The sequence below is a fragment of the Marispirochaeta aestuarii genome (genome assembly GCF_002087085.1).
Taxonomy (GTDB): Bacteria; Spirochaetota; Spirochaetia; order JC444; family Marispirochaetaceae; genus Marispirochaeta; species Marispirochaeta aestuarii.
The window spans coordinates 1-20,978 of sequence record NZ_MWQY01000001.1 but is presented as its reverse complement, the minus strand read 5'-3'; the positions used below and the strand labels follow the sequence as shown (position 1 = coordinate 20,978).

The 20,978-nt window shown below is 56.3% G+C and carries 20 protein-coding genes and 1 riboswitch; of the genes, 14 read left to right on the top strand and 6 right to left on the bottom strand.

Going from position 1 to position 20,978, the window contains the following annotated elements; genetic code table 11:
* The first annotated feature begins 3 nt into the window (after positions 1 to 3).
* On the top strand, positions 4 to 1,557 hold the full coding sequence (gene nifA, locus B4O97_RS00090; protein ID WP_083047083.1) for a nif-specific transcriptional activator NifA: 1,554 nt from the start codon (positions 4 to 6) through the stop codon (positions 1,555 to 1,557).
* Between the two features lie 14 nt (positions 1,558 to 1,571).
* Here nifA and B4O97_RS00085 read toward each other — a convergent pair whose 3' ends face one another.
* The gene (locus tag B4O97_RS00085) at positions 1,572 to 2,930 is read right to left on the bottom strand and encodes a methyl-accepting chemotaxis protein (protein ID WP_083047081.1); all 1,359 of its coding nucleotides are present in this window, start codon (positions 2,928 to 2,930) and stop codon (positions 1,572 to 1,574) included.
* 374 nt (positions 2,931 to 3,304) lie between these two features.
* Here B4O97_RS00085 and B4O97_RS00080 point away from each other — a divergent pair, with 374 nt between their 5' ends.
* Genes B4O97_RS00080 through B4O97_RS00070 form a run of 3 tightly spaced genes read left to right on the top strand, consistent with a single transcriptional unit; the run spans position 3,305 to position 6,935 of the window.
* The gene (locus B4O97_RS00080; RefSeq protein WP_083047079.1) at positions 3,305 to 4,672 is read left to right on the top strand and encodes a B12-binding domain-containing radical SAM protein; all 1,368 of its coding nucleotides are present in this window, start codon (positions 3,305 to 3,307) and stop codon (positions 4,670 to 4,672) included.
* A 30-nt stretch (positions 4,673 to 4,702) separates the two neighbouring features.
* A complete protein-coding gene (locus B4O97_RS00075) occupies positions 4,703 to 6,229 on the top strand; it encodes a sensor histidine kinase (RefSeq protein ID WP_083047077.1) in 1,527 nt (508 codons plus the stop codon).
* 7 nt (positions 6,230 to 6,236) lie between these two features.
* The gene (locus tag B4O97_RS00070) at positions 6,237 to 6,935 is read left to right on the top strand and encodes a M48 family metallopeptidase (RefSeq protein WP_158084072.1); all 699 of its coding nucleotides are present in this window, start codon (positions 6,237 to 6,239) and stop codon (positions 6,933 to 6,935) included.
* Here the strand turns inward: B4O97_RS00070 and B4O97_RS00065 are convergent.
* Both B4O97_RS00065 and prs read right to left on the bottom strand, forming a co-directional pair.
* Positions 6,913 to 8,301 carry a xylulokinase gene (locus B4O97_RS00065; protein ID WP_083047073.1) on the bottom strand — a complete coding sequence of 463 codons (1,389 nt, stop codon included), beginning with the start codon at positions 8,299 to 8,301 and terminating at the stop codon, positions 6,913 to 6,915. The genes B4O97_RS00070 and B4O97_RS00065 overlap by 23 nt on opposite strands.
* Positions 8,302 to 8,306: 5 nt before the next feature.
* On the bottom strand, positions 8,307 to 9,614 hold the full coding sequence (gene prs / locus B4O97_RS00060) for a ribose-phosphate diphosphokinase (RefSeq protein ID WP_083047071.1): 1,308 nt from the start codon (positions 9,612 to 9,614) through the stop codon (positions 8,307 to 8,309).
* 176 nt (positions 9,615 to 9,790) lie between these two features.
* A riboswitch (FMN riboswitch) is annotated at positions 9,791 to 9,932 on the top strand.
* Positions 9,933 to 10,016: 84 nt separating this feature from the next.
* Here prs and B4O97_RS00055 point away from each other — a divergent pair.
* From B4O97_RS00055 to B4O97_RS00040, 4 genes are read left to right on the top strand one after another with little or no spacing between them, the layout of a single operon-like run.
* The gene (locus B4O97_RS00055) at positions 10,017 to 11,099 is read left to right on the top strand and encodes a BMP family ABC transporter substrate-binding protein (protein ID WP_083047603.1); all 1,083 of its coding nucleotides are present in this window, start codon (positions 10,017 to 10,019) and stop codon (positions 11,097 to 11,099) included.
* Between the two features lie 33 nt (positions 11,100 to 11,132).
* The gene (locus tag B4O97_RS00050; protein WP_083047069.1) at positions 11,133 to 12,641 is read left to right on the top strand and encodes an ATP-binding cassette domain-containing protein; all 1,509 of its coding nucleotides are present in this window, start codon (positions 11,133 to 11,135) and stop codon (positions 12,639 to 12,641) included.
* A complete protein-coding gene (locus B4O97_RS00045) occupies positions 12,638 to 13,633 on the top strand; it encodes an ABC transporter permease (RefSeq protein WP_083047067.1) in 996 nt (331 codons plus the stop codon). The genes B4O97_RS00050 and B4O97_RS00045 overlap by 4 nt, the downstream gene beginning before the upstream one ends.
* A gap of 2 nt (positions 13,634 to 13,635) precedes the next feature.
* A complete protein-coding gene (locus B4O97_RS00040; protein ID WP_083047065.1) occupies positions 13,636 to 14,520 on the top strand; it encodes an ABC transporter permease subunit in 885 nt (294 codons plus the stop codon).
* Here B4O97_RS00040 and argH read toward each other — a convergent pair.
* Positions 14,467 to 15,843, bottom strand: a complete 1,377-nt coding sequence (gene argH / locus B4O97_RS00035; RefSeq protein ID WP_083047063.1) for an argininosuccinate lyase — start codon at positions 15,841 to 15,843, stop codon at positions 14,467 to 14,469. The two genes, B4O97_RS00040 and argH, sit on opposite strands and share 54 nt — an antisense overlap.
* Positions 15,844 to 15,915: 72 nt before the next feature.
* Here argH and B4O97_RS00030 point away from each other — a divergent pair, with 72 nt between their 5' ends.
* The 3 genes from B4O97_RS00030 to B4O97_RS19270 all read left to right on the top strand — a co-directional run bounded on the left by B4O97_RS00030 (position 15,916) and on the right by B4O97_RS19270 (position 17,144).
* Positions 15,916 to 16,335 (top strand): hypothetical protein, encoded by a 420-nt coding sequence (locus tag B4O97_RS00030; RefSeq protein ID WP_233142865.1) that lies wholly within the window; start codon positions 15,916 to 15,918, stop codon positions 16,333 to 16,335.
* Between the two features lie 236 nt (positions 16,336 to 16,571).
* Positions 16,572 to 16,889, top strand: a complete 318-nt coding sequence (locus B4O97_RS00025) for an ARMT1-like domain-containing protein (RefSeq protein ID WP_083047061.1) — start codon at positions 16,572 to 16,574, stop codon at positions 16,887 to 16,889.
* Positions 16,890 to 16,952: 63 nt separating this feature from the next.
* Positions 16,953 to 17,144, top strand: a complete 192-nt coding sequence (locus B4O97_RS19270; RefSeq protein WP_143305451.1) for a hypothetical protein — start codon at positions 16,953 to 16,955, stop codon at positions 17,142 to 17,144.
* 165 nt (positions 17,145 to 17,309) lie between these two features.
* Here the strand turns inward: B4O97_RS19270 and B4O97_RS00020 are convergent, their stop codons facing one another.
* On the bottom strand, positions 17,310 to 17,519 hold the full coding sequence (locus B4O97_RS00020) for a TOBE domain-containing protein (protein ID WP_083047059.1): 210 nt from the start codon (positions 17,517 to 17,519) through the stop codon (positions 17,310 to 17,312).
* Positions 17,520 to 17,637: 118 nt separating this feature from the next.
* Positions 17,638 to 18,327, bottom strand: a complete 690-nt coding sequence (locus B4O97_RS00015; RefSeq protein WP_083047057.1) for a GntR family transcriptional regulator — start codon at positions 18,325 to 18,327, stop codon at positions 17,638 to 17,640.
* A 204-nt stretch (positions 18,328 to 18,531) separates the two neighbouring features.
* On the opposite strand from B4O97_RS00015, the gene dapA reads away from it, so the two are divergent.
* The 3 genes from dapA to B4O97_RS19715 all read left to right on the top strand — a co-directional run bounded on the left by dapA (position 18,532) and on the right by B4O97_RS19715 (position 20,920).
* Positions 18,532 to 19,419: a 4-hydroxy-tetrahydrodipicolinate synthase gene (gene dapA / locus B4O97_RS00010; protein ID WP_083047055.1), complete on the top strand. Its 888-nt coding sequence runs from the start codon at positions 18,532 to 18,534 to the stop codon at positions 19,417 to 19,419.
* A gap of 25 nt (positions 19,420 to 19,444) precedes the next feature.
* Entirely contained in the window at positions 19,445 to 20,491 is a 1,047-nt protein-coding gene (locus B4O97_RS00005) for an Ldh family oxidoreductase (RefSeq protein WP_083047053.1), read from the top strand.
* Between the two features lie 294 nt (positions 20,492 to 20,785).
* A complete protein-coding gene (locus B4O97_RS19715) occupies positions 20,786 to 20,920 on the top strand; it encodes a hypothetical protein (protein ID WP_269844530.1) in 135 nt (44 codons plus the stop codon).
* Positions 20,921 to 20,978: the final 58 nt, after the last annotated feature.

Sequence of the window (20,978 nt, the reverse complement as noted above, 5' to 3'; positions counted from 1 at the left end):
TAAATGGATGAAGACAGGCAACATTATCGCAGAAAGATAAAAGAGCTTCAGTTACTCTTTGAAATCAGCCGTATTCTAGACGGCAGCATCGATCTCAAGGATGTCATTAATCCCGTACTTCGTTCAATGGCTGAAAATATGGGCATGCTCCGGGGGACAATCACCCTGTTGAACCGCAAGACCCGGGAAATCGGGATAGAAGCCTCCTACGGGCTTTCCGTGCAGCAGCAGGAACGGGGTAAATACAAAATCGGCGAAGGTATTACCGGAAAGGTAGTTGAACGGGGAGAACCGATGATAATCCCCAACATAAACAACGATACCCAGTTTCTCAACAAGACCGGTGCCCGGAATGAACTCCAGAAGAAGGATGTCTCTTTTATTATAGTGCCCATAAAGATCGGCAACGAGACCATTGGAACCCTGAGCGTTGACCGTCTCTTCGCCATAAACATCAGCCTCGAGGAGGATCTGCGTCTTCTGTCGATTATCGGATCCATGATCGCTCAGGCGGTCAAGCTGCGCCGCTCCATCCAGGAGGAACGGCAGAGGCTGATGGAAGAGAACAGCCGGCTCCAGCAGGAACTGGAGGAGCGTTTTCGTCCGGCCAATATCATAGGCAACTCCCGGGCCATGCAGGAGGTCTTCGACCTCATTGCCCAGGTATCGAAAAGCGAAGCAACCGTCCTTATCCGCGGTGAAAGCGGCACCGGAAAAGAGCTTGTCGCCCATGCCATCCACTACAACAGCCTGCGGGCGGAACGGCCCTTTATAAAGGTCAACTGCGCCGCCCTTCCGGAGACGGTCATTGAAAGCGAGCTCTTCGGTCACGAAAAAGGGGCCTTTACCGGGGCGATCCAGACAAGGAAGGGACGCTTTGAACAGGCTGACGGCGGAACCATCTTTCTGGACGAGATCGGGGATCTCTCTCCCACAACCCAGGTCAAGCTCCTGAGGGTACTGCAGGAGAGGGAATTTGAACGGGTAGGAGGCAATTCGACGATTCACTGCAATGTCAGGATCGTAGCCGCCACCAACCGCAACCTGGAGGACCTCATGGGGCTGGGAAACTTCCGGGAGGACCTCTACTACCGGCTGAATGTATTTCCCATTCACATCCCCCCCTTACGGGACCGGCAGTCCGATATAACCCTGCTGGCTGACTATTTTATCGAGAAATACAGCGAAAAGAACCATAAACACATAAAGCGCATATCAACTTCGGCGATAGAACTCCTCATGAGTTACCACTGGCCCGGGAACGTGCGGGAGCTGGAAAACTGCATAGAACGGGCCGTTCTGCTGGCCGCGGAGGACGTAATCCACGGACATCACCTGCCGCCGAGCCTGCAGTCCGCGGAATCCACCAGTACCACCCTGAGTTCAACCCTGCCGGAGGCCCTGGATAAACTGGAGAGGGAGCTCCTTATGGACGCCCTTAAATCCACCAGAGGAAACATGGCCAAGGCGGCCAGACATCTGGGGATTTCAGAGCGCATCATGGGCCTCAGGGTCAAGAAACACGAGGTAGATCCCCTGCACTTCCGGCGGGGGTAATTCCGATGGAAGAATCAGACCCGCAGCAGGCCTTCGAGGTTGAGGTCCAGGGCGACGGCGAGCCTGTCGCCCTTCCGGTTCAGGGTCGATCCCGATACGGTTATACAGAGCCTGCCGCTGGCATCGGAGAGATAGATATCCGAAACATAGACCCCTTCTCCCCCTTGAAGGGACGAAAAATACTCTTTCTGTGAACGGTCCTCGCCAAAACCCTGTTCCCGCACGGAGCCCTTATATTTATCGCTCACAATATTCGAGCTCACCTGCCTGCCCCGGTTGTCCATGGCATAAACCAGCTCCACTGCCCGTTTATGCCGCCTGAGCCGAAGACTCCCGGTCTTCTCGAGAATTGTCCCCACAATGGTTTTCAGCTGGGTCGCCACGGCTCCGGTATTCTCCGCCTCCCCCTGAATCTCCTCACTGGCCCGGAATATAACCTGCACCCCGGCGGCCACAGATCCCAGTCCTTCCCGCTGCTTCAGGATTTCAGCTGCTATGGAAACCCCCTCCTCCTCCACTTTGCGGGCGAAATCATTGATTCCGGCGAAGGACTCTCCCACCCTTTCGGAGTCGCCGATCAGGATATCCATGACAGAAGCGGAATCCTCTATTGCCCCGTCGACCGCCTTTATCTCTTCATGAACGGATTTTACAATACGGTCCACCTCGCGGACCGATTCGCCCGCGCGCCGGGCCAGAGCCCGCAGTTCCGTCGCTATCACCCCGAAGCCCCGGTCGCCGGCTCTGGCGGCCTCGATGGCTGTGTTTATGGATATCAGATGAAGCGACTCCGCCGATTCATCGATAATTTCCGTGAGGGACTTTACAGAGTCCAGCAGACCGGTCAGTCTGTTCACAGCTCCAATAGTACGAAGCATACCGGCTTTCAGATTTTCCAGTCTCATCTGGAACTCACCGTTCAGGGAATAGCCTTCGGATGCAGCATTAAAGGAATCCTGCGTAAGTCCCGCAAACCCGGAAACCCGTTCCGCCAGGGCATGGATCTCTTCGTTCAGTCTGTCCGTCTCCCGGGTGATCCCCCGCACCGAGTGGGTCTGGGTATCCGCCTGGCGGGACAGTTTTCCCACCCGTTGCTCCAGATACCTGCCGGAACCGCTTACCTGAACGAGGTTTTCCATAAGGGAAGCGAAAAAGCGTTCCAGGGAAGAGACATGTCCGTTAAGCGTCGCTGCAAGGGGATCGTTTTCCGGAAGTTCGGATGTCAAATCAAGTCTTCCGCCGGATAATCGCTGAAAAAACGCGATAATTCCCTCCGCTTCGATTCTCCTGCACTCCAGACAGTTCACCTCCCCTCCCCCGGAAAAATCGATCGGCTCTTTCCGTCTTCGCAGGAAATCCAGTAATCCAGTCATACACAAAGCACGCCTCCTGCAGAAAAACAGCAATCTCCATGCCAAGACGTGTCGATATACTCCTGCCTGATTATATGACGGGCAGCCCTAAAAGCTGGCATTTTTGCCCGGGTCAGGAAGCAAGGATTTCACAGCACCCGCAAACCCTTGTGATAACAGGAGTTGAGGACCGCGGAGAGTCTTTACGACCCTGGATATGGGGAAAGGAGCAGTTTTTAGAGGTGCTCCGATTACAGCCTGCTCATTCACCGGGAGAGCTGCATACTCTACGTTTCAGTACCGCTTCCGGCCAGGATCCTACATCCCCGTATTTTCTCGGGATCTACAGATAATGACATCGGGAAACAGCTGTGATAGGCTACGCATGCGAAACAATGAAGGAAAAACCCCGTGCCCTGTTGATAAACCCGCCGGTCTACGACTTTGCCCTCTATGACCTTTTTCTCAAGCCCTACGGACTGTTCCGCCTGGCCGCGGCCCTGAGAAAGGGTGGCTACGAGACAGTATACCTGAACGCCCTGGATTACAGAGAACCCTTCAGCGAGGCGGTTGCGGGTCCGGCGAAGAGAAAAAGCGACGGTACCGGCAAATTCTTCCGCATTCCCCGGGAGATGCCCTCGATACTGCAGGAGTACCTGCCCGAAGGTCTCAACCGGCGCTTTGCCCGCTACGGGATTCTTCCGGAGGTCATGCAGCAGAAGATGCGTGAAGCCCGGCCGGATATCGCATTTCTGAGCACGGGGATGACATACTGGTACAAGGGAGCTGCAGAAGCAGGAAATATGTTTAAATCCCTTTTTCCCGGGGTTCCCCTCATTGCAGGGGGTGTATACGCCTCCCTGATGCCTGAACACTGCCGAACCCATACCCGGGCGGATACGGTCCTTTCCCGGCTGGACGGCGAGACCCTCGACCTGCTTCTGCGGAAGGCGGGTCTGACACCGGCGGGAATCGCGGGTCCCCTTCCTGATCCGCTGACGGACCTGGAATACTGGGATGACGCGGGGGTAGTGAGACTGAACGAGGGCTGCCCGTACCGCTGCGACTACTGCGCCTCCGGGGCCCTTCATGGAGGCTTTACAGCGGGAGATCCGGAGAAGAGCTTCTCACAGTTCAGGCAGCTCTACGAAGCCGGGCTGAGGAATTTCGCATTCTACGACGATGCGCTTCTGGTCAACAGCGAAAGTGTATTTATTCCCTTCCTTGAGAAAATACTGGCTGAAGGGATGACCCCGTCGTTTTATACCCCCAACGCGGTGCATCTGAACAGGATAGACCCGGATACAGCCCGGCTGATGAAGCGCGCCGGCTTCAGGGAACTCAGGCTGGGCTATGAAAGTTCATCCTCTGATTTTCACGAATCCCACGGAAGCAAGTACCGGGAAGGGAGCTTTACCGCCGCGGTGGAAGCACTGCGCCGGGGAGGATTTAAGCCCCGGCAGATAGCGGTATACATCCTTGCCGGACTGCCGGACCAGAGAAGCGATGAGGTGGAAACTTCGGTCCGGGAAGCCCGGGCAGGCGGAGTCCGTATCCATATCGCCGAATTCTCCCCCGTCCCGGGAAGCCCCCTGTGGAGCAGCTGTACCGAAAGGAGCCGTTTTCCCCTGGCGGAGGAACCCCTTTTCCACAACAACACATTCTTTCCCATGGAGTGGGAGGGGTTCAACAGAAATCAGCTCTCATCGATAAAGCAGGAGGCGGCCACCTGGAATCGGAACATCCTTACCAAGCTTGTATGATTTGTTCTATTCTTTTATAGTTTCATTCGTATGACACCCCAGGAACCCCATGATTCCGATCTCCTCCCGAACAAACCGAAGCTGAGTTCCCGCAGTACCTTTCGCCTGGCTGCCTCCCTGGTCACAGCTATCGCGGTAATAGTGATCCTCAACCTGACTTTCGCACTGCACCTGCAGACCAGCATGATCGATATGCGCAAGCAGGAGATAAAAAGGCTGGTGGTACTGAGTCTCAATGTGGTGGAGCCGATTCTCAAGCGCCTTGAGGCCGGTGAAATTGAGCGTGACGAGGCGATACGTCAGGTCCGTAAAATACTCCGGTCCCTGGTCTATGACGATCCTGCAACCAAGAACTACATCTTCATGAGTACCTACGACGGCATCTTCCTGGTCCAGCCCTTCGAACCGGAAATGGAGGGAACAAACCAGTGGAACATGCAGGACGTAAACGGAAAATACACCATTCGGGAACTGGTTAAAACCGCCAGACAGGGGGAAGGCTACGTGGAGTATTACTACCCCACACCGGACCGCAGGATCCCCGAGAAGAAGATATCCTATGTGGTGGGAGTCGACTCTCTCAACAGCTACATCGGCACCGGGCTCTACATAAACGATATCAACATTATTCTGCTTCGCCATTTCCGCAGCGGGGCTCTGGGAATAATCGGCGTACTCCTGGGTTTTACAGCGATCCTGGTTCTGCTCTTCCGCCCCTACTACAAGGCATACAACTTTCTTCTTCATCAGTTTTCCAGAATAGCTGAAAATCCCGACAGAATAGAAACCAGTATTCCAAGCCATATCAGGGACCATTCAGAAGTCAGAATCCTCCTGTACAACTTCAGAAGCATGCTGATTCACCTGCGTAATTCCAGGGATCAGATCGAGACATCCCTCAAGGAGAAGGAGGTCCTGCTCAAGGAGGTGCATCACCGGGTCAAGAACAACCTGCAGATCATCTCATCCCTGCTGAATCTCCAGTCCTCCGAACTTCAACCGGGGCAGCAGCATATTCTCCAGGACAGCGTTGTACGCATACGGGCCATGGCCCTGGTCCATGAATCCATCTACGCGGGGGAGACACTCCATTCCATCGATATGGCTGAGTACGTACGGCAGCTTTCCGCCTCCATACTTCAACTATACATATCCGACAGCATACACCCAAAAATCGAGATCCGTATGGAGGGGCTCTACCTGAGCCTCGATCAGGCCGTGGTGTGCGGACTTATTCTGACAGAGCTGCTTACCAATGCCCTGAAGCATGCCTTTGATGATCCCCGGAACGGCAAAATAAGCGTTACAGCCTTGACGGAAGACACGCGGGTACTCCTGTCGGTCGGAGATAACGGAAAAGGAATGGACCCTTCCCTCCTGGAAAACCCAAACGGATCCCTGGGACTCACCCTCATCCAGGCCCTGACCCAGCAGATCGAAGGCTCCCTGAGCCTCGAAACCGGAAATGGAACCGTTTTTACCGTCAGTTTCCCCAGAAGCAAGATCGCCGGAAGAAAAAATCCGGAAGATGGACAGAGTCCGCCTTCCGTGGTATAGAGGTTCTGTGGCTGTTGTACGGGGACCGGGATTTGAGTACGAGCTTATACGTCGTCCCGGACAGAAGCGGATAAACATACGAATTTCACAGGCAGGCAAGGTAACAGTCTCCGCTCCACGGGAGCTGTCTGCTGTCCAGATAGCCTCCGGCGTGGCTGCCAAACGCAACTGGGTATTGAAGCACCTCAACAGGCTGCAGGCAAACCGGGAACAGCACGATCCTCTGCAACGGCTGCTTTTACGGGGCATCCCGTACAGGGTCGTTTTAAAAAAGGGACGCCGCAAACGAGGCGGAGTCGAAATAGAAGACAAGGTTCTGTATGTCGATACCCTGGACGGCAGCGAAGAATCCTCCCTGGCGGTCATGGAAAAATGGCTGATAAAGCTGGCAAAAGACGAGATCGAAAAGAGGGCCCTGGAGATTTCCCGAATAACCGATATCGGCTTCAAGAGAGTCTTTTTCCGGAACCAGAGGACCCGATGGGGAAGCTCCTCGGGACTGGGAAACATCTCCCTGAACTGGAGAATCATCATGATTCCCCCTGCGGTCAGGGATTATCTGATAATCCATGAACTCTGCCACCAGCGCCAGCTGAACCACTCACCCGCTTACTGGCGTCTGGTAAAACACTACTTTCCCGAATACAGGAAAGCCGAAGCCTGGCTCAAGACCAACCGGGGGATCATGGGCCTGTTCCGGGAATGAGATCGCAGGCTGCCCGGTATTCCCGGTAGAGTTCCCGGTACCTGCCGTGGCGGTCCATCTCCGGCTCGATCACCGCGTCGATCTGTACCAGATCTTCAGCGGCCTGGGCAAGATCGGCGTATACACCCTCGCCCACCAGAGCTGCTGAGAGATTACCGATCAGTTCAGCGTCTATGACCCTGGGGATCTCCAGGGGAATCCCCAGGATATCCGCCTTCATCCGGTTCCAGTGAAGATTCCGGTACTGCCCCCCGGTACCCCGGAGGGAAGCAACCGTACAGCCCTCTTTGTTCAGGGTCTCCACAACATCCAGGATACCGAAAGCGATGGCTTCAACGACCCCCTTACCCAGCTCCACATGGGTATGATCAGGCTGCAGCCCGGCGAAAATTCCCTGATCGAAGTCCCAGATCGGCCCGCGATGACGGGAAGGAAAGAAACGGGGAGACCCGGCATCCAGGGGCAGAGCGTAGATCTCCCGCAGAATATCTTCATAGTTTCTGGATGTCTGATTGGTTATCCTTCGGAACCACTCAAAGACCCTCCCGGTGGAAGAGAGAATTCCGGCGACGGTATACATGCCAGATACTGCATGCGGGAGAGTCCGCAAGAAGGCGGAATCCACCGGCCGCAGGGAACAGTAGTTGATCCCCTCCGAAGTGCCTGCCCGGTCACAGCTGATACCGGGACGGACCGCCCCGGACCCGATTATGGCCATCATGTAATCAGGGCCCCCGGCATATACGGGAACCCCCCTGCCGAGGCCGAACTCTTCGGCGGCCCGGGCGCTCACTCCGCCGATCCTGTCACCGGTAAAAAGGAGATCCGGAAAAAGCGACGCCTCGAAGCCCCAGGCGGAAAGCTGCGGGGAGTCCCACATGAAAGGGGAAAAATCCCGGCCGGGACAGGCAGCGGAGGCCAGCCCGGTGAGACGATAGCTCAGATACCCCGGGCATGTAACGAATACCGCTGTCTTTTCAAAAAGATCAGGCTGCGTCTCCCGAAACCATCCGGCGGCGGGCAGAAAGTATGAGGAAGAATCCGGGGGTATCGCAGCGGGACTCCTCCGCTGCAGCCAGAGCAGAGCGGGACCGGCGAGACTGCCGTCCTTTTGCAGGGGTACCAGGGTGGGACCGTTGCCGGAAATGGTGACAGATGAGGCTTTTTTCCCGTCCTTCAGGGTTCCCAGAGCCTGTCGGAAGGCGCTATCCCAGACAGAAGGGTCCCATGCACCAAGATCGGCCCCGGGCATTCCGGCAAAAGAGACTTTTGTGCTGCCCAGAGGGGAACCATGATCATCAAGGAGTGCTGCCTTGAGAGAGCTGGTTCCGATGTCGACTGCAAGATGGCTGCGGGAGGGGCTCATACCCGCTATTCCCCTCTCTCCTTCTCCCCGGGCTCTCTGGATGAAGGCTCCCGGTCGAAGGGAAGCTCATCTTCTCCGCCCTCGGCTGCCACCTGGGACAGAAGACGCTGAATGATCTTTCGGTTGTCCAGGAGAGGACTCAGGGAACGGCCGTGGTGCAGCCTGGAGATAATTCTGGAAAAGAGGTTGGCGATATTGGCGGAGACAAACCACTCCTTTTCCAGGAGGGTTTCGTCATGGTAAACGGCATTGGTGCCGATGATGCGGTAAAACAGCCCCTTCTGATAGGCTGCATCGAACTCCTCGATGGCCCTGCCGGTAAAGAGGGGCAGACTGATGGCGCAGATGATTTTCTCGGCGCCCACCTCCTTCAGATGGGTCATTGCCTTGATAAGGGTACCGCCTGTGCCAAGCATGTCGTCTGCCATGAAAACGGTTTTCCCTTCCACGTGTCCGAGAAGGTTTATACTGGTTATATTGCTGTCCCCCGCCTGACTCACCTTGGAATAGTCCCGCTCCTTGTACAGAAGGGCCAGGGGTTTATGCAGGCTCACGGCGTAAAACTTGTTGCGGTCCACCGCGCCGGTATCCGGAGCCACAACAACCAGGTCCTCATGGACCAGATCAACCAGCCGTGAAAGGGACCTGAGAATCTGATACGAGGCATGAAGATTCTCGATGGCAGTCCGATGAAAGGTATTCTGAATCTCCCGGGAGTGGATGTCCAGGGTAATAATGCGTCCAACCCCCATGAACTCGCAGATTCTGCCGAACCATGCAGCAGTCAGACTCTCCCGGCCTTTGCGCTTATGCTGCCTGGAATAGGGATACACCGGCAGCACCAGGGTTACACTGCGGGCTCCCGCCTGGATCGCGGCATCGATGGTGACGAAGAGAATAAACATGTGATCGTTCAGACTCAGGGTAGTCTCTTCCCCGTTCAAAGGCACGGGATAGTGGTTTTCCACATCCTGAATTACATACAGATCGATGCCCCGGACCGAAGAGAGAATCTCCGCCTTGAACTCTCCATTGGCAAAACGGGTAAAACGGGTTGGAATCTCAAAGGAGGGCGGACGGTAGTGTTCCCCGAAAAAGCCGTGATTCTGGGAGGGAATATGCAGATCCTGTACGAAGTTGATCTGCTCAATGGCCTTTTCCTTGTCTATTTTATACCGTTTGGCGAGGCGTGTGGCCATGCGCTGGTACTTGCGGGCATAAATGGATCGCAAGTGCGGCAATAATTCCCTGGCGAAACTCGCTCCGCCCGGACAGGCGATGATTCCCAAAGTACCGGGTTTAGATATGCTCAAAGGTTGTCCCCATCTTCTCGTGCGTTCCGGAAGCAAACGCTAGGCTAGGAGTTACTGGTGAATACCGGTCAAACCTATCATTAGTTCAGTGTGGGGGTCAAGTAAAGCCTCAGGCGCCTGCCTGAACGGCCAAGATTGACATTCAGGGTAAAAAGGAAATATATTTGACGCAGATATATTTTCTTCGAGGGAGGGACCTAAAGTCCCGACCGGCGGTAACAGTCCGCAATCCCTGTACCGGTTTCGTTGAGACGGCACAGGGGGGATTCGGTGGGATTCCGAAACCGACAGTGAAAGTCTGGATGGGAGAAGAAAATAGAACCAGCCGTTCCGGATTTTTCCGGGAGGGCCCGCTCTACTTTCTCTCATCTGCCCCCGATGCGTTTTCTGGAGGCAGTTTTTATGAACCGCGTATTACAAGGCAAACTCAATTTCTCTGTACCGGGGATTACCCGTTTTGCAGTACTCCTTTTTGTGGTGGCAGGTTTTCTCTTCCTCAGTTCCTGCAGTCCGAAGGAGGCTCAGACGGAAGAAGCACAACAGGAGGCCCCCGGGGCAGTCGGCTCCATAGCGGTTTTCGTCCCCGGGGTAGTGGCCGGAAGCCCTACCTACGAGATGATGGTCGAAGGAGTCGAGGCGGCAGCCCGGGGAAAATCCGGTGTGGAAGTTTCGGTTGTCGAAGGCGGATTCAATCAGGGAGAATGGTTAACGAAGCTGAGCTCCCTGGCAGCTTCCGGCCGCTACGACCTCATCGTTACTTCGAACCCTGCGATGCCGGAGATCTGTGCAGAGGTCTCAAGGTCCTACCCTGAAGCCCGCTTCCTGGTCCTGGACGGACACATCGAAGGGAATCCCTCGATCTTCACCTTCCGTTTCAACCAGCGGGAACAGGGGTATCTCGCCGGCTATTTCGCGGGCCTCGTGGCCAGAGAGAAGCAGGCGGAAGGGACTGTAAAAGTCGGCCTCATTGCAGGTCAGGAGTATCCGGAGATGCTCCGCTCGATCCGGCCGGGCTATCAGCAGGGCGCTGAGGCAGCGGCAGGGACTGCAGAGCTTGATTTCCGGGTTGTGGGAAACTGGTACGACGCAGGGAAGGGCTCCGAACTTGCCGGAGATATGTTCCGTTCCGGAGTCAATGTGATCCTGGCCATCGCCGGCGGGGCGAACCAGGGGGTGATCTCGGCGGCACAGGAGGCAGGAAAGGGAGTAATCTGGTTCGACTCCTCAGGCTACGATGTCGCCCCCGGTACCGTTATCGGCAGCACTCGAATTTACCTGGATCGGGCGGCCCGGGAGATGACCCTCAAGGCCATTGAGGGGGAACTCCCCTTCGGCTCAGCGGAATCCGTGGGGATAGCCGAGGGATATATTACTTTCATCACCGATCACCCCGCCTACACCGAAAACTTAAGCCAAGAGCTGCGGGAGAAGCTCGAGAATCATCTTGAGGAGCTCAAGAACGGTTCGGTGAAGGTACAGGAATAGGCTCAGGGCAGCATCAGAGGAAAAGGGTAAGCGATGCCGGACAGCGGAGGATCCATCAGGGCCCGGAACATACACAAATATTTTAACCACGGAGAGGTAAAGGCCCTCGACGGAGCCGGCATCAATCTGCGGCGGGGAGAGATCCACGGGCTTCTGGGGGAGAACGGATCGGGAAAGACCACCCTGGTGCGCTGTATCGCCGGGATGACCCGGCCCGACTCCGGGGAGATTCTGATGGACGGTATTCCAGCTGCCCGGCACAACCGGTCCAAAGTAAGCGGGAAGATCGCCTATATTCCCCAGCACCCCCGGCTGGTCCCCTCCCTGACGGTACAGGAGTTCCTGCACCTGGGGATGAACCCGGCAGGACAGGGACGGGATGAAGCAGCGGGAAAAATCAGGAGGATATCCGAAAGGCTCAGGATCGATCTTCCCCTGGCAACCCGGGGAAACCGGGTACCTGCCAACCTGGTCACTGCGACAATGATTGTCGAAGCCCTGCTGAAGGCCCCGGATTTTCTGATCCTCGATGAACCCTCCACTTCCTTTACCCCCCTGGAGACGGAGAACCTTTTTTCCCTTTTACAGGAACTCGCCGCGGAGGGTATGGGCATTTTGATAGTCTCCCATAAAATCCGGGAAGTCCGGCAGCTCGCCCACCGGCTTACCCTGCTGCGAAAGGGGAAGAGTATAGCCGAAACCGAGGCAAGAGATCTCTCCCTGGAAGAGATATCCCGGATACTCATGGGAACCGGCGACAGGGCTGCTGAACTGACCCCTTCCAGTCCCGGGGGGATCTGCCTGGAAGTCCGGAATCTTTCAAAGAGGTCCCGGGAGAGCTTTATCCGGAACATCTCCTTCAGCCTCCGCAGGGGTGAGATTCTTGCCCTCTCGGGCATCCGGGAGAACGGTCTGGACTGCCTGGAGAGGATACTCAACGCCTCCGTTCAACCCGACTCCGGAGAGATCCTCATGGCAGGGGGAACACCCTACCCCCGGGAACCGGAAAGGATAAAAATGGCCGGAATAGCCATGGTACCCTCCGACCGGCTGGAGAGCGGGGCCGCCCTGGGGCTTCCGGTCATGGAAAACGCCGCTGTGCTGGTCCGGAAGGAACTGAGCCGTTACGGTATACTGGGAGAAAAGAAAAAAGAGAGCTATACCCGGGAGCTACTTTCCGAATACGGAATTTCTGCTCATCCCCGGTCACTGACCTCCGCCCTCTCCGGGGGAATGCTGCAGCGTCTTATTCTGGGCCGGGAAATCCTTTCGGCTTCCGGCCTGGTCATTCTCTGCGAACCGGCCTGGGGGCTCGATGTCAAGGGCAGACTGGAGGTCTATCAGCGGATACTGAGTCTGCGGGACAGGGGTGCGGGGATTCTGCTTCTTGCCAGCGATATCGACGAGGTCCTGGAAATCGCCGACCGCCTGCTGGTCCTCTATAACGGAGAGATCACCGCCGGCTTTCAGCGTGACCAGTTTGATCACGGCAGGATCGGCGAGGCAATGCTGGGGATCTGCGGGACAGGAGACGGGAAGTGACAAAGAACAGACGGATTCTGGTTATAAGCGGAGGGATTCTCCTTCTCCTGGGGCTGGTGCTCTACGTCAGCCCAAAACCCCTGGAAGCCCTGACAGACCTTTTTACCGATCCCCTGAGGACTCCCTTCGCCTTCGGTAACCTTATGGCCACCGCAGGAATCCTTACCCTGAGCGGTGCGGGCATAGCCGTGGCCATGACCTCGGGCTCCTTCAATCTGGGGGGAGAGGGGCAGGCTTACCTCGGATCCCTGCTGCCGGTACTGCTGCTGCTTGCCCTGCCCGGGGCACCCCCGGCCCTGATGATACCTCTGGGTCTTGCGGCGGGGGCCTTCGGCGGCAGCGCCATGGGCTGGCTTTCCGGCATCATGCGGGAAAAAATAGGGACCGACGAGCTTATCTCCTCCTATCTGGCCGCGGGAGCCGTGATCCCGATAATAGACTACCTTATAGCGGTGCCCCTGCGGGACCCGGACAGCTACCTGCTGTCAACCCCGAAGATAGCGGAGGGATTCCGCCTGGTCCGACTGCTTCCTCCTTCACAGCTGACCAGCGGCATATTTCTGGCCCTTGGGGCAGCCCTGCTGTGGTGGTTTCTGAGCCGCTATACCCTTATGGGCTATGAACTCAGGCTGAGCGGCGCGAATCCCCGTTTTGCATCCCTCTCGGGAATCCGCGTCTCCCGTTACCGCAGCGGAGGTATGAGTATATCCGGGGCGCTGTGCGGACTCGCCGGAGCCCTGATGAGCCTTGGGGTCTATGGGGCCGCTGTACAGGGGGGTACCGGAGGCATCGGCTGGAACGGAATCGCCGTGGCCCTGATAGCCCGTTACCGTCCGGCCCTTATACTGCCGGCGGCGCTCTTTTTCGCCTACCTCACCCAGGGACTCTCCGCAGCGGTAATGGCCTCCGGAATCTCCAACGAGATGGGACTGCTCCTCCAGGCCGCCGTGTTCATCGCCATTACCGCCGGTGAAGCCGGAAAAGGGGAATAAGCATGCTGAATTCGGTTCTTTCCATAGCCGCTCCGCTGATTCTTGCCGCCGTTGCCGGATACCTCCCCTTCCGGGCAGGCATCCTGAACATAGGGCTGGAGGGACTCATGGCCCTGGGCGCCTTCTTCGGTTTTATAGCTGCAGCCGCATCGGGCTTCTGGCTGATGGGAGTTCTGGCAGGCAGCCTTGCGGGCGCCATGGCTGCCGCCTTCTTTGCGTGGACGGTGCTGAGACTGGAAGCGAACATCTTCTTAAGCGGTCTGGGACTCAACCTTGCTGCCGCAGGCTTTCTTGGCATCGCTTCCCAGATGGCCTTCGGCACAAAAGGGGTGCTGCGACCCGCAATCCTGAATACCTCCAGAACCTTTCCGCCGGACCACGGCATCATCCCCGTACTTGCAGCCGGATTCGCCTTTACCGCCCTGATGCTGATTATGAGCAAGACCCGCTGGGGACACAGGGTCATCGCAGCTGGAGAGGCTCCGGAGACCCTGGAGAATCTGGGACACCCGGTAAAAATGGTGCGCCTTCAAACCCTGGTGCTATCCGGAATCGGCTGCGGTGCTGCAGGCGCCCTGTTGGCCCTGGACATTGGAGCCTACGTACCGAACATGACCGGCGGACGCGGCTGGATTGCCCTGGTTGCCCTCTATATCGCCGGGAAAAGTCCCCTGGGCCTGCTGGCCACGGTGCTCCTCTTCTCTGCAGCCAACGCCACTGCAACGGTACTCCAGGGAATGACGGGAATTCCCGATTCCCTGCTGCTGGCCTCCCCGTTTTTTATTACCTTCCTCGGACTCGTAGCCGCCGGGGCCCTGCGGACCCTGGCGGAATCACGGCAGAGGCGGAAAGAGCGGGACCTCACGGCCGACGAGGTCAGAGGCTGAAGCAGCCAGGGATTCTCCCAGGGCACGGGCATGGGAGGCGATCTCCGCCGCACGGGTGGCGGCGAAAGAGAGGTTCAGGTTTCCCGGAGACCCTGTTGAGCTGCGCTGCTTGAGAGACTCCCCGGGATCCCGGTCCTTCACCTTCTCCAGGGCTGTACCTACCTCCCGGTAGGCGTCGCGGAAACTCTTTCCCTTTGCCGCCATCTCCAGTGCCACATCCGTGGCGTAGATCTCAGGAGTGAAACCCCGCTTTAAGGCCTCTTTGTTGACCTCGAGCTTCGATATGGTCAGTGTGCTGACCCGCAGCATCTGAATGCACAGCCGGGCTCCCCGCAGAAAGGGTTCCTTGGTCTCCTGGAAATCCCGGTTATAGCCCGAGGGAAGGGAACGCAGGATCCCTTTTACCTGGGATGCGTAGGATGAGAGGGTCGCCGATTTTGCCCGCATGAGTTCGAGACCATCGGGGTTCTTCTTCTGGGGCATGATACTGGACCCGGAGCAGAGCTCCCGGGGCAGGGAGAAGTATCCGAACTCCGGCAGGGAAAAGAGAATCAGGTCCTGGGCCATCTTGCTCAAGGTCAGACCGATCTGCTCACATGCATCCAGCAGGTAGGACTCGAATTTCCCCCGGGAGTTGTTCACATAAAGAACATTGTTCTGAACTCCGGAAAAACCCATGAGTTCGGCGGTCAGCTCACGGTCCAGAGGCAGGGGAACCCCGTAGGAGGCCGCAGAGCCCAGGGGTGACTGGTCCAGAACTGCGTCGATGGAGAGAAGCTGCCTGAGAGCGTCGAGAAGCTCTTCGGCATAGGCAGCCGCCCAGAGCCCAACTGAGGAGGGCATGGCAATCTGCATGTGGGTTCGTCCGGGCATGGGAGTCTTTTCATGTTCCCGGGCGAGTTTCAACAGGGCATCCACCGTGTCGATCCCCGCGAGGACCGCTTCGGACAGGAATGCCCGGGAGTAGAGCCTGAGGGCAGTGATGACCTGATCGTTCCTGCTGCGCCCGGTGTGGATCTTCTTGCCCGCCTCTCCGCAGAGGGCCACAAGACGGTTTTCCAGAGCGGTATGGCCGTCCTCGTCGCTCTTTTCTATTCTATACTCCCCGGATCCATATTCATCCAGTACCGACCGGATCCCCCGGGAAAGAGAAGAGAGCTCGCTGTCCGACAGAAGGCCGACGGTTGCAAGCATGCTTGCGTGGGCAAGACTTGCGGTGCAGTCCGCCGGAAGAAGCTCCATGTCAAGAAGATAATCCCTGCCGACGGTAAAGCTTTCGATCAGGGAATCAAGAGAGTAGTCCTTCTGCCATAGTTTCGCCATGGGGTGTGCCTCCGTAGCGCACAGTATACATATTTATCCTCCGGGGGAAAACAGGAAAAATACAGGTTCAGAATGGACAGCAGGGGAATCCGCCCCTACAATAGACCCATGACACATATGGACGATCTGGCGGCACGGGAAAAGGAACTCCTCGAGGACCTGGAAGAGTTCAACCGGGAGAAGGAACGCATCCGCTCACTCCTGGGCAAGATCGGGGGAAAGGACTATTCCCACCGGGACAATATAATCAACGGCCTTTTCCTCTTTGTGATTCTGGTTTTCTTTGTTCTGGAGCTTACGACCCATTTTCTGCCTGCCTTTGTATCCATCGAGATCAGCGTACTTCTGGTTTCGATCAAGATTGTCTGGATGATTCATTCCCAGCATAAATTCAATCATTTCCAGTTCTGGATCCTCAACAGTCTGGAGTTCCGGGTGAATGAAATGAACAAGCGGATGCGGAAAATCGAGAAAGAGATAATCAGGAAGTAACATTCTTATTGTCGGATCTCCGGGAAGCCCGATTCAGGAAAGTCCTTCTCGGATAGTCCCGTCGGGATACATATTGTCAGGGTGGGGAATGCCTTTTGATTCCATCTGCTTTCGTACGCAACCGGGGTTTCCCGCCTGATACCCCTGTTATCAAGGAATGCCTCCCCCCCGGAGAACGCGGTTCCGATTTACCGGATCATCAACGATGTCACCATGGAGGATGCCCGTGCCACGGAATGGACAGGCTCTGCGAGGTGGCCTCCAGCGGCTTCCCCGCCCCGGGGGCGGTACCGAAGTTCCTGAGCCCGGGGTTTCGGGAACTCCTGAACAGCGCCGATATTATCATCGGTAAAGGACAAGGGAACTACGAAGCCCTCTCCGGCAGCGGGCTGAGCTCCGGGAGCCCTGACCAGGGCAAAGGGTATCGATTCCGCCGTAAAGGAAACGGACGGGGCAGGTTCCCACGGGCGTATCTCCGGGGAAAAAGCAGAAATCCCTCCGAATACGGTCCCAGGTACCTGAGGTATCGGCGCTATGTTTCGTCAAGACCCTAATTTATCAGGTTTTTTCAAAATGCCTGGATTAAGTCGGCCCAGGGAAGTATCTTATACTGACCGGTGATGTACTTAGCCGCTTCATGTGCAGAAGCCCTGACCGGTCCATTCGTAAGGAAAGTTGACGGCGACAAGGAGCCACTCATGGGAAAAGAAAGAAACACACACAAGGACAGCAAGAAGAAACCGCTGAAAACCCAGAAAGAGAAGCGTAAAGAGAAGAACGAAAAAAAGAACAAAAGGGAGCAGGCATAGATAGAGACGTCGGGTCAAAGGTCTTCGGGGCACACTTTCAGGAAAAGTCCGGGGAAGATGGAAACCTCCGTCGGGGAGCGGGAATCTCCGGACACTCAGTACGGCAATTCCGGAAAACCTGGGCCCGGAACAGGACCGAACCGGGCCCATGGACCTCAATGGATTTTAATCCACCGCCACCATGACATTGGAGGCCTTGATTACCGCGTAGGCTGTCTTTCCTTCCGCCAGCCCCAGGCTTTCGGCGGAACTATTGGTTATGATCGAGACAATCTGGGCTCCTCCGGGGATTTCCAGGATTACCTCGGAGTTGACTGCCCCCCTGGTAACTTTAAGCACCTTGCCTTTGATCTGATTGCGTGCACTGAGTTTCATATATTCCTCCTTATGAACAGCATGCCTGCCTAAAATACTAATCTTTTGCAGAAAAGAGAAATATGCCGCTGTGCCTCGAATCGGGGGGTAGAAATACGGTTCAGCCCCGGGGAAGCTTCTAGAATTTTTTTCCGCCCTTTTTCATCCCGGTCTTTACAAACTCCAGGGTCCTTAAGATATGCCGGCGCATCCGCTCCTCCGCCAGGTCGCCGTCCCGGGCTTCGATAGCCTCGAAGACCGAGATATGGTCCTTCAGCCCCCGGACAGCTTCTTCATGATCAGAGAGGGCCTGATGACGCAGATCGCGGTCAAAATTTCTGAGAACATCGATCAGGCGCCCGACATAGGGGTTATAGGAGGCCCGATGGACCAGGGAATGAAACCGTGCGTTCGCTTCGCTTATATTCTGCTGGGTATCTTTTTCGGTTCTGCGGCGCATTTCCACTATCTGTTCCCGCATCTCCTGCAGATCCTCATCTGTTGCCTTGGAAGCGGCAAAGCGGGCGGCCAGCCCTTCCAGGGAGGCCCGCATAACGGTGTTCTCTTCCATGGCGGGGAAACTCTCCACCACGTAGGTACCCTTCCGGGGCTGTATTTCCACCAGGCCTTCGGCCTGAAGCTGCTGGAGGGCCCGTTTTACCGTGGTTGAACTCACCCCCAGCTTATCCACCAGCATCCGCTCGCTCAAGCGTTCCCCCGGCTCAAGTTCCCGTGCAAGAATGGCTTCCCGGATTTTACTGTAAACCGTCTCACTCAGGGACCTGAACTGATCGTTAACTGCCGTAAGTGCTGTATCCTGTTTTTCCATAGGTAATGATCTCCGTCCCCGTCTGCTGCGCGTTTCCTGCGGTTCCTTTCAATGATATACGATGCGGGATAAGGAAACAACGAAAAAGTCGATGCAAAACAATTGACAGATGCCTGATGCATCAGACATAATATTTCATAATTTTTCATTATAAGCAATACTTTTTTGCAGGCCCGCAGGCGGCTCTGCACACAGGAGATGAGTATGAATTTTGCTCCCAAGGGCGTACTGCCCGCAATGATCACCCCCCTGACAAAAGACGGCAAGGTGAACGAGAAAGCCCTTCGCAAGCTGATCGATTTTCTGCTTGACGGAGGCGTTCACGGAATATTCGCCATTGGAACAACCGGTGAGTTCTACTGTCTGTCCAATGACGAGTACCGGATGATTCTGGAGGTAACCAAGGATCAGGTTGCCGGACGGGTTCCGGTCTATGCCGGGGCCAACCACATAACCACCCGGGGAAGTATCGAACTGGCCCAGATCGCCCAGGAAGTCGGTGTGGATGCCCTCTCTGTTCTTACCCCTCTGTTTATCAGCCCTAACCAGCAGCAGCTGATCAAGCATTTTACCGATGTTGCGGCAAGCACCGATCTGCCGATTCTGCTCTACGACAACAGGCCCAAGACCCACGTAGCCCTGCAGCCCGGTTCGGTGGTGGAACTCGCAAAGATCAAGAATATTATTGGGATCAAGGACTCCTCCGGGGACATGACGAACACCGCCGAGAATATCCGCCTTACCCGGGATATGGACTTCGATGTAATGATCGGCCGGGACACCCTGATTCATGCCAACCTCTGTTACGGTGGTGCCGGTGCAGTTGCAGCCTGTGCCAACGTTGCCCCCCGGATCTGTGCGGACATCTACGACAAGTATGTGGCAGGCGACATCAAAGGCTCCCTGGAGGCCCAGTTCCGTCTGGCGCCCCTGCGTATTGCCTTCAGTCTGGGGACCTTCCCGACGGTCATCAAGGAAGCCCTGGAGCTTCTGGGAATAGAGGCAGGACCCTGCTTCGAACCCGTCGGCCCCATGAGCTCCGACGAGAAGGAGCAGCTGAAGAAGATCCTGAAAGGAATGGAACTGCTCTAAACGATAAAAATATCGGAGTGAATAAATGCATGTTCAAGAGGATAGACTGAAAGAGTTTGTCACCGCGGTCCTCACACGGGTCGGGGTTACCGAAGACAAGGCACGGAACGCCGCGGAGGTCCTGGTCTTTGCTGATTCCCGGGGCATAGAATCCCACGGCGTTTCGAAACTTCCGATTTACGTACAACGTATCAAGGCGGGGGGAATCAACCCCGCCGCCGATCCGAAAATCGTTTCCAGAACCGGCGGTATCTGCAGAATCGACGGTGAGAACGCCATGGGTCCCGTTGCGGGACACTTCGGCGCCGAGACGGCGGTACAGAACGCTCTGGAAAACGGGATCGGTCTGGCAGCGGTGGGTAACTCGAACCATTTCGGAGTAACCGCTTATTACTCCATGAAGGGCCTGGATCGGGGAATCATCGGCTTTGCCATGAGCAATGCCAATCCCACCATGGCCCCCTGGGGCGGAAAGAAAGCGATGGTGGGGACCAGTCCCCTCTCCATAGCCGTACCCACGGGAAACGGACTGCCCCTGGTTGTCGATATGGCCAGCAGCCTGGTGGCCCGGGGCAAGATTCTGCTGGCAGCCCAGGCGGGAAGGGAACTTCCCCAGGGATGGGCGCTGGATAAAGAAGGCCGGGAGACCAGGGACCCGGAAGCGGCCCTGCAGGGACTCCTGAGCCCCATGGGCGGCCCCAAAGGCTCCGGGCTGGCACTGATAATCGACATACTCTGCGGAGTGCTGTCCGGCTCCAAGTGGCTTACCGATGTGGGGCACCTGTACAGCGGACTCGATACACCCCAGAGAATCGGCCATGTTTTCGGAGGCATAAAGATCGAAGCCTTCATGAAGGTGGAGGAGTTTTACACCATCATGAACGAGTATGTTCATGCCGTCCACGACTGCCCCAGGGCGGAAGGCTTCGACCGGATTTATATGCCCGGTGAAATCGAGTACCTCAAGACCCTCGAGGCAAAGGCAGAGGGCATAAAGCTCTCCGATGCTATCCGGAAAGATCTGGAAACTACAGCGGAAGAGCTGGACTTGAGCCTTGCCGCATATGCCTAGGCGGGGGAAACCCCGCCCTATTTCACGGCCCCATTAGAATGCTGAGCCTGAAGGATCTGCCATGAACTTCGGAAACAAGGAGATAATCCCGGGCCGGTTTTAATCCGGTATCAGCGATTACTCATCACGATGAATCATCTCTCAGAAAGGGTCGTCAAGAATTCCTTGAGTGCGGAGGACGCGGCCGTGCAAGGATTCCCCAATTCCCGTCAAAAAATGCTAAGATATGCTATAAAATGAGGGACCGAGTATAGAGGGTTACTTCGTGTCCACAATCGTGGGGATGGATGCATCATGGGCCCGGAGACCCTGATCTTCGACGAGAGCAACCAGTTCTACAAAAAGATCAGCTACTGCGCCGAGGAGGATCCGAAGTCGGTGCTGAACCGCTTAAGAAACTCCTGGGCGGGCCGCATAGCCGAGCAGTGAGCTAAGCGAACGACCAGGCGGGTCGCACAGCCGAGCAGTGAGCGAAGCGAACGACCAG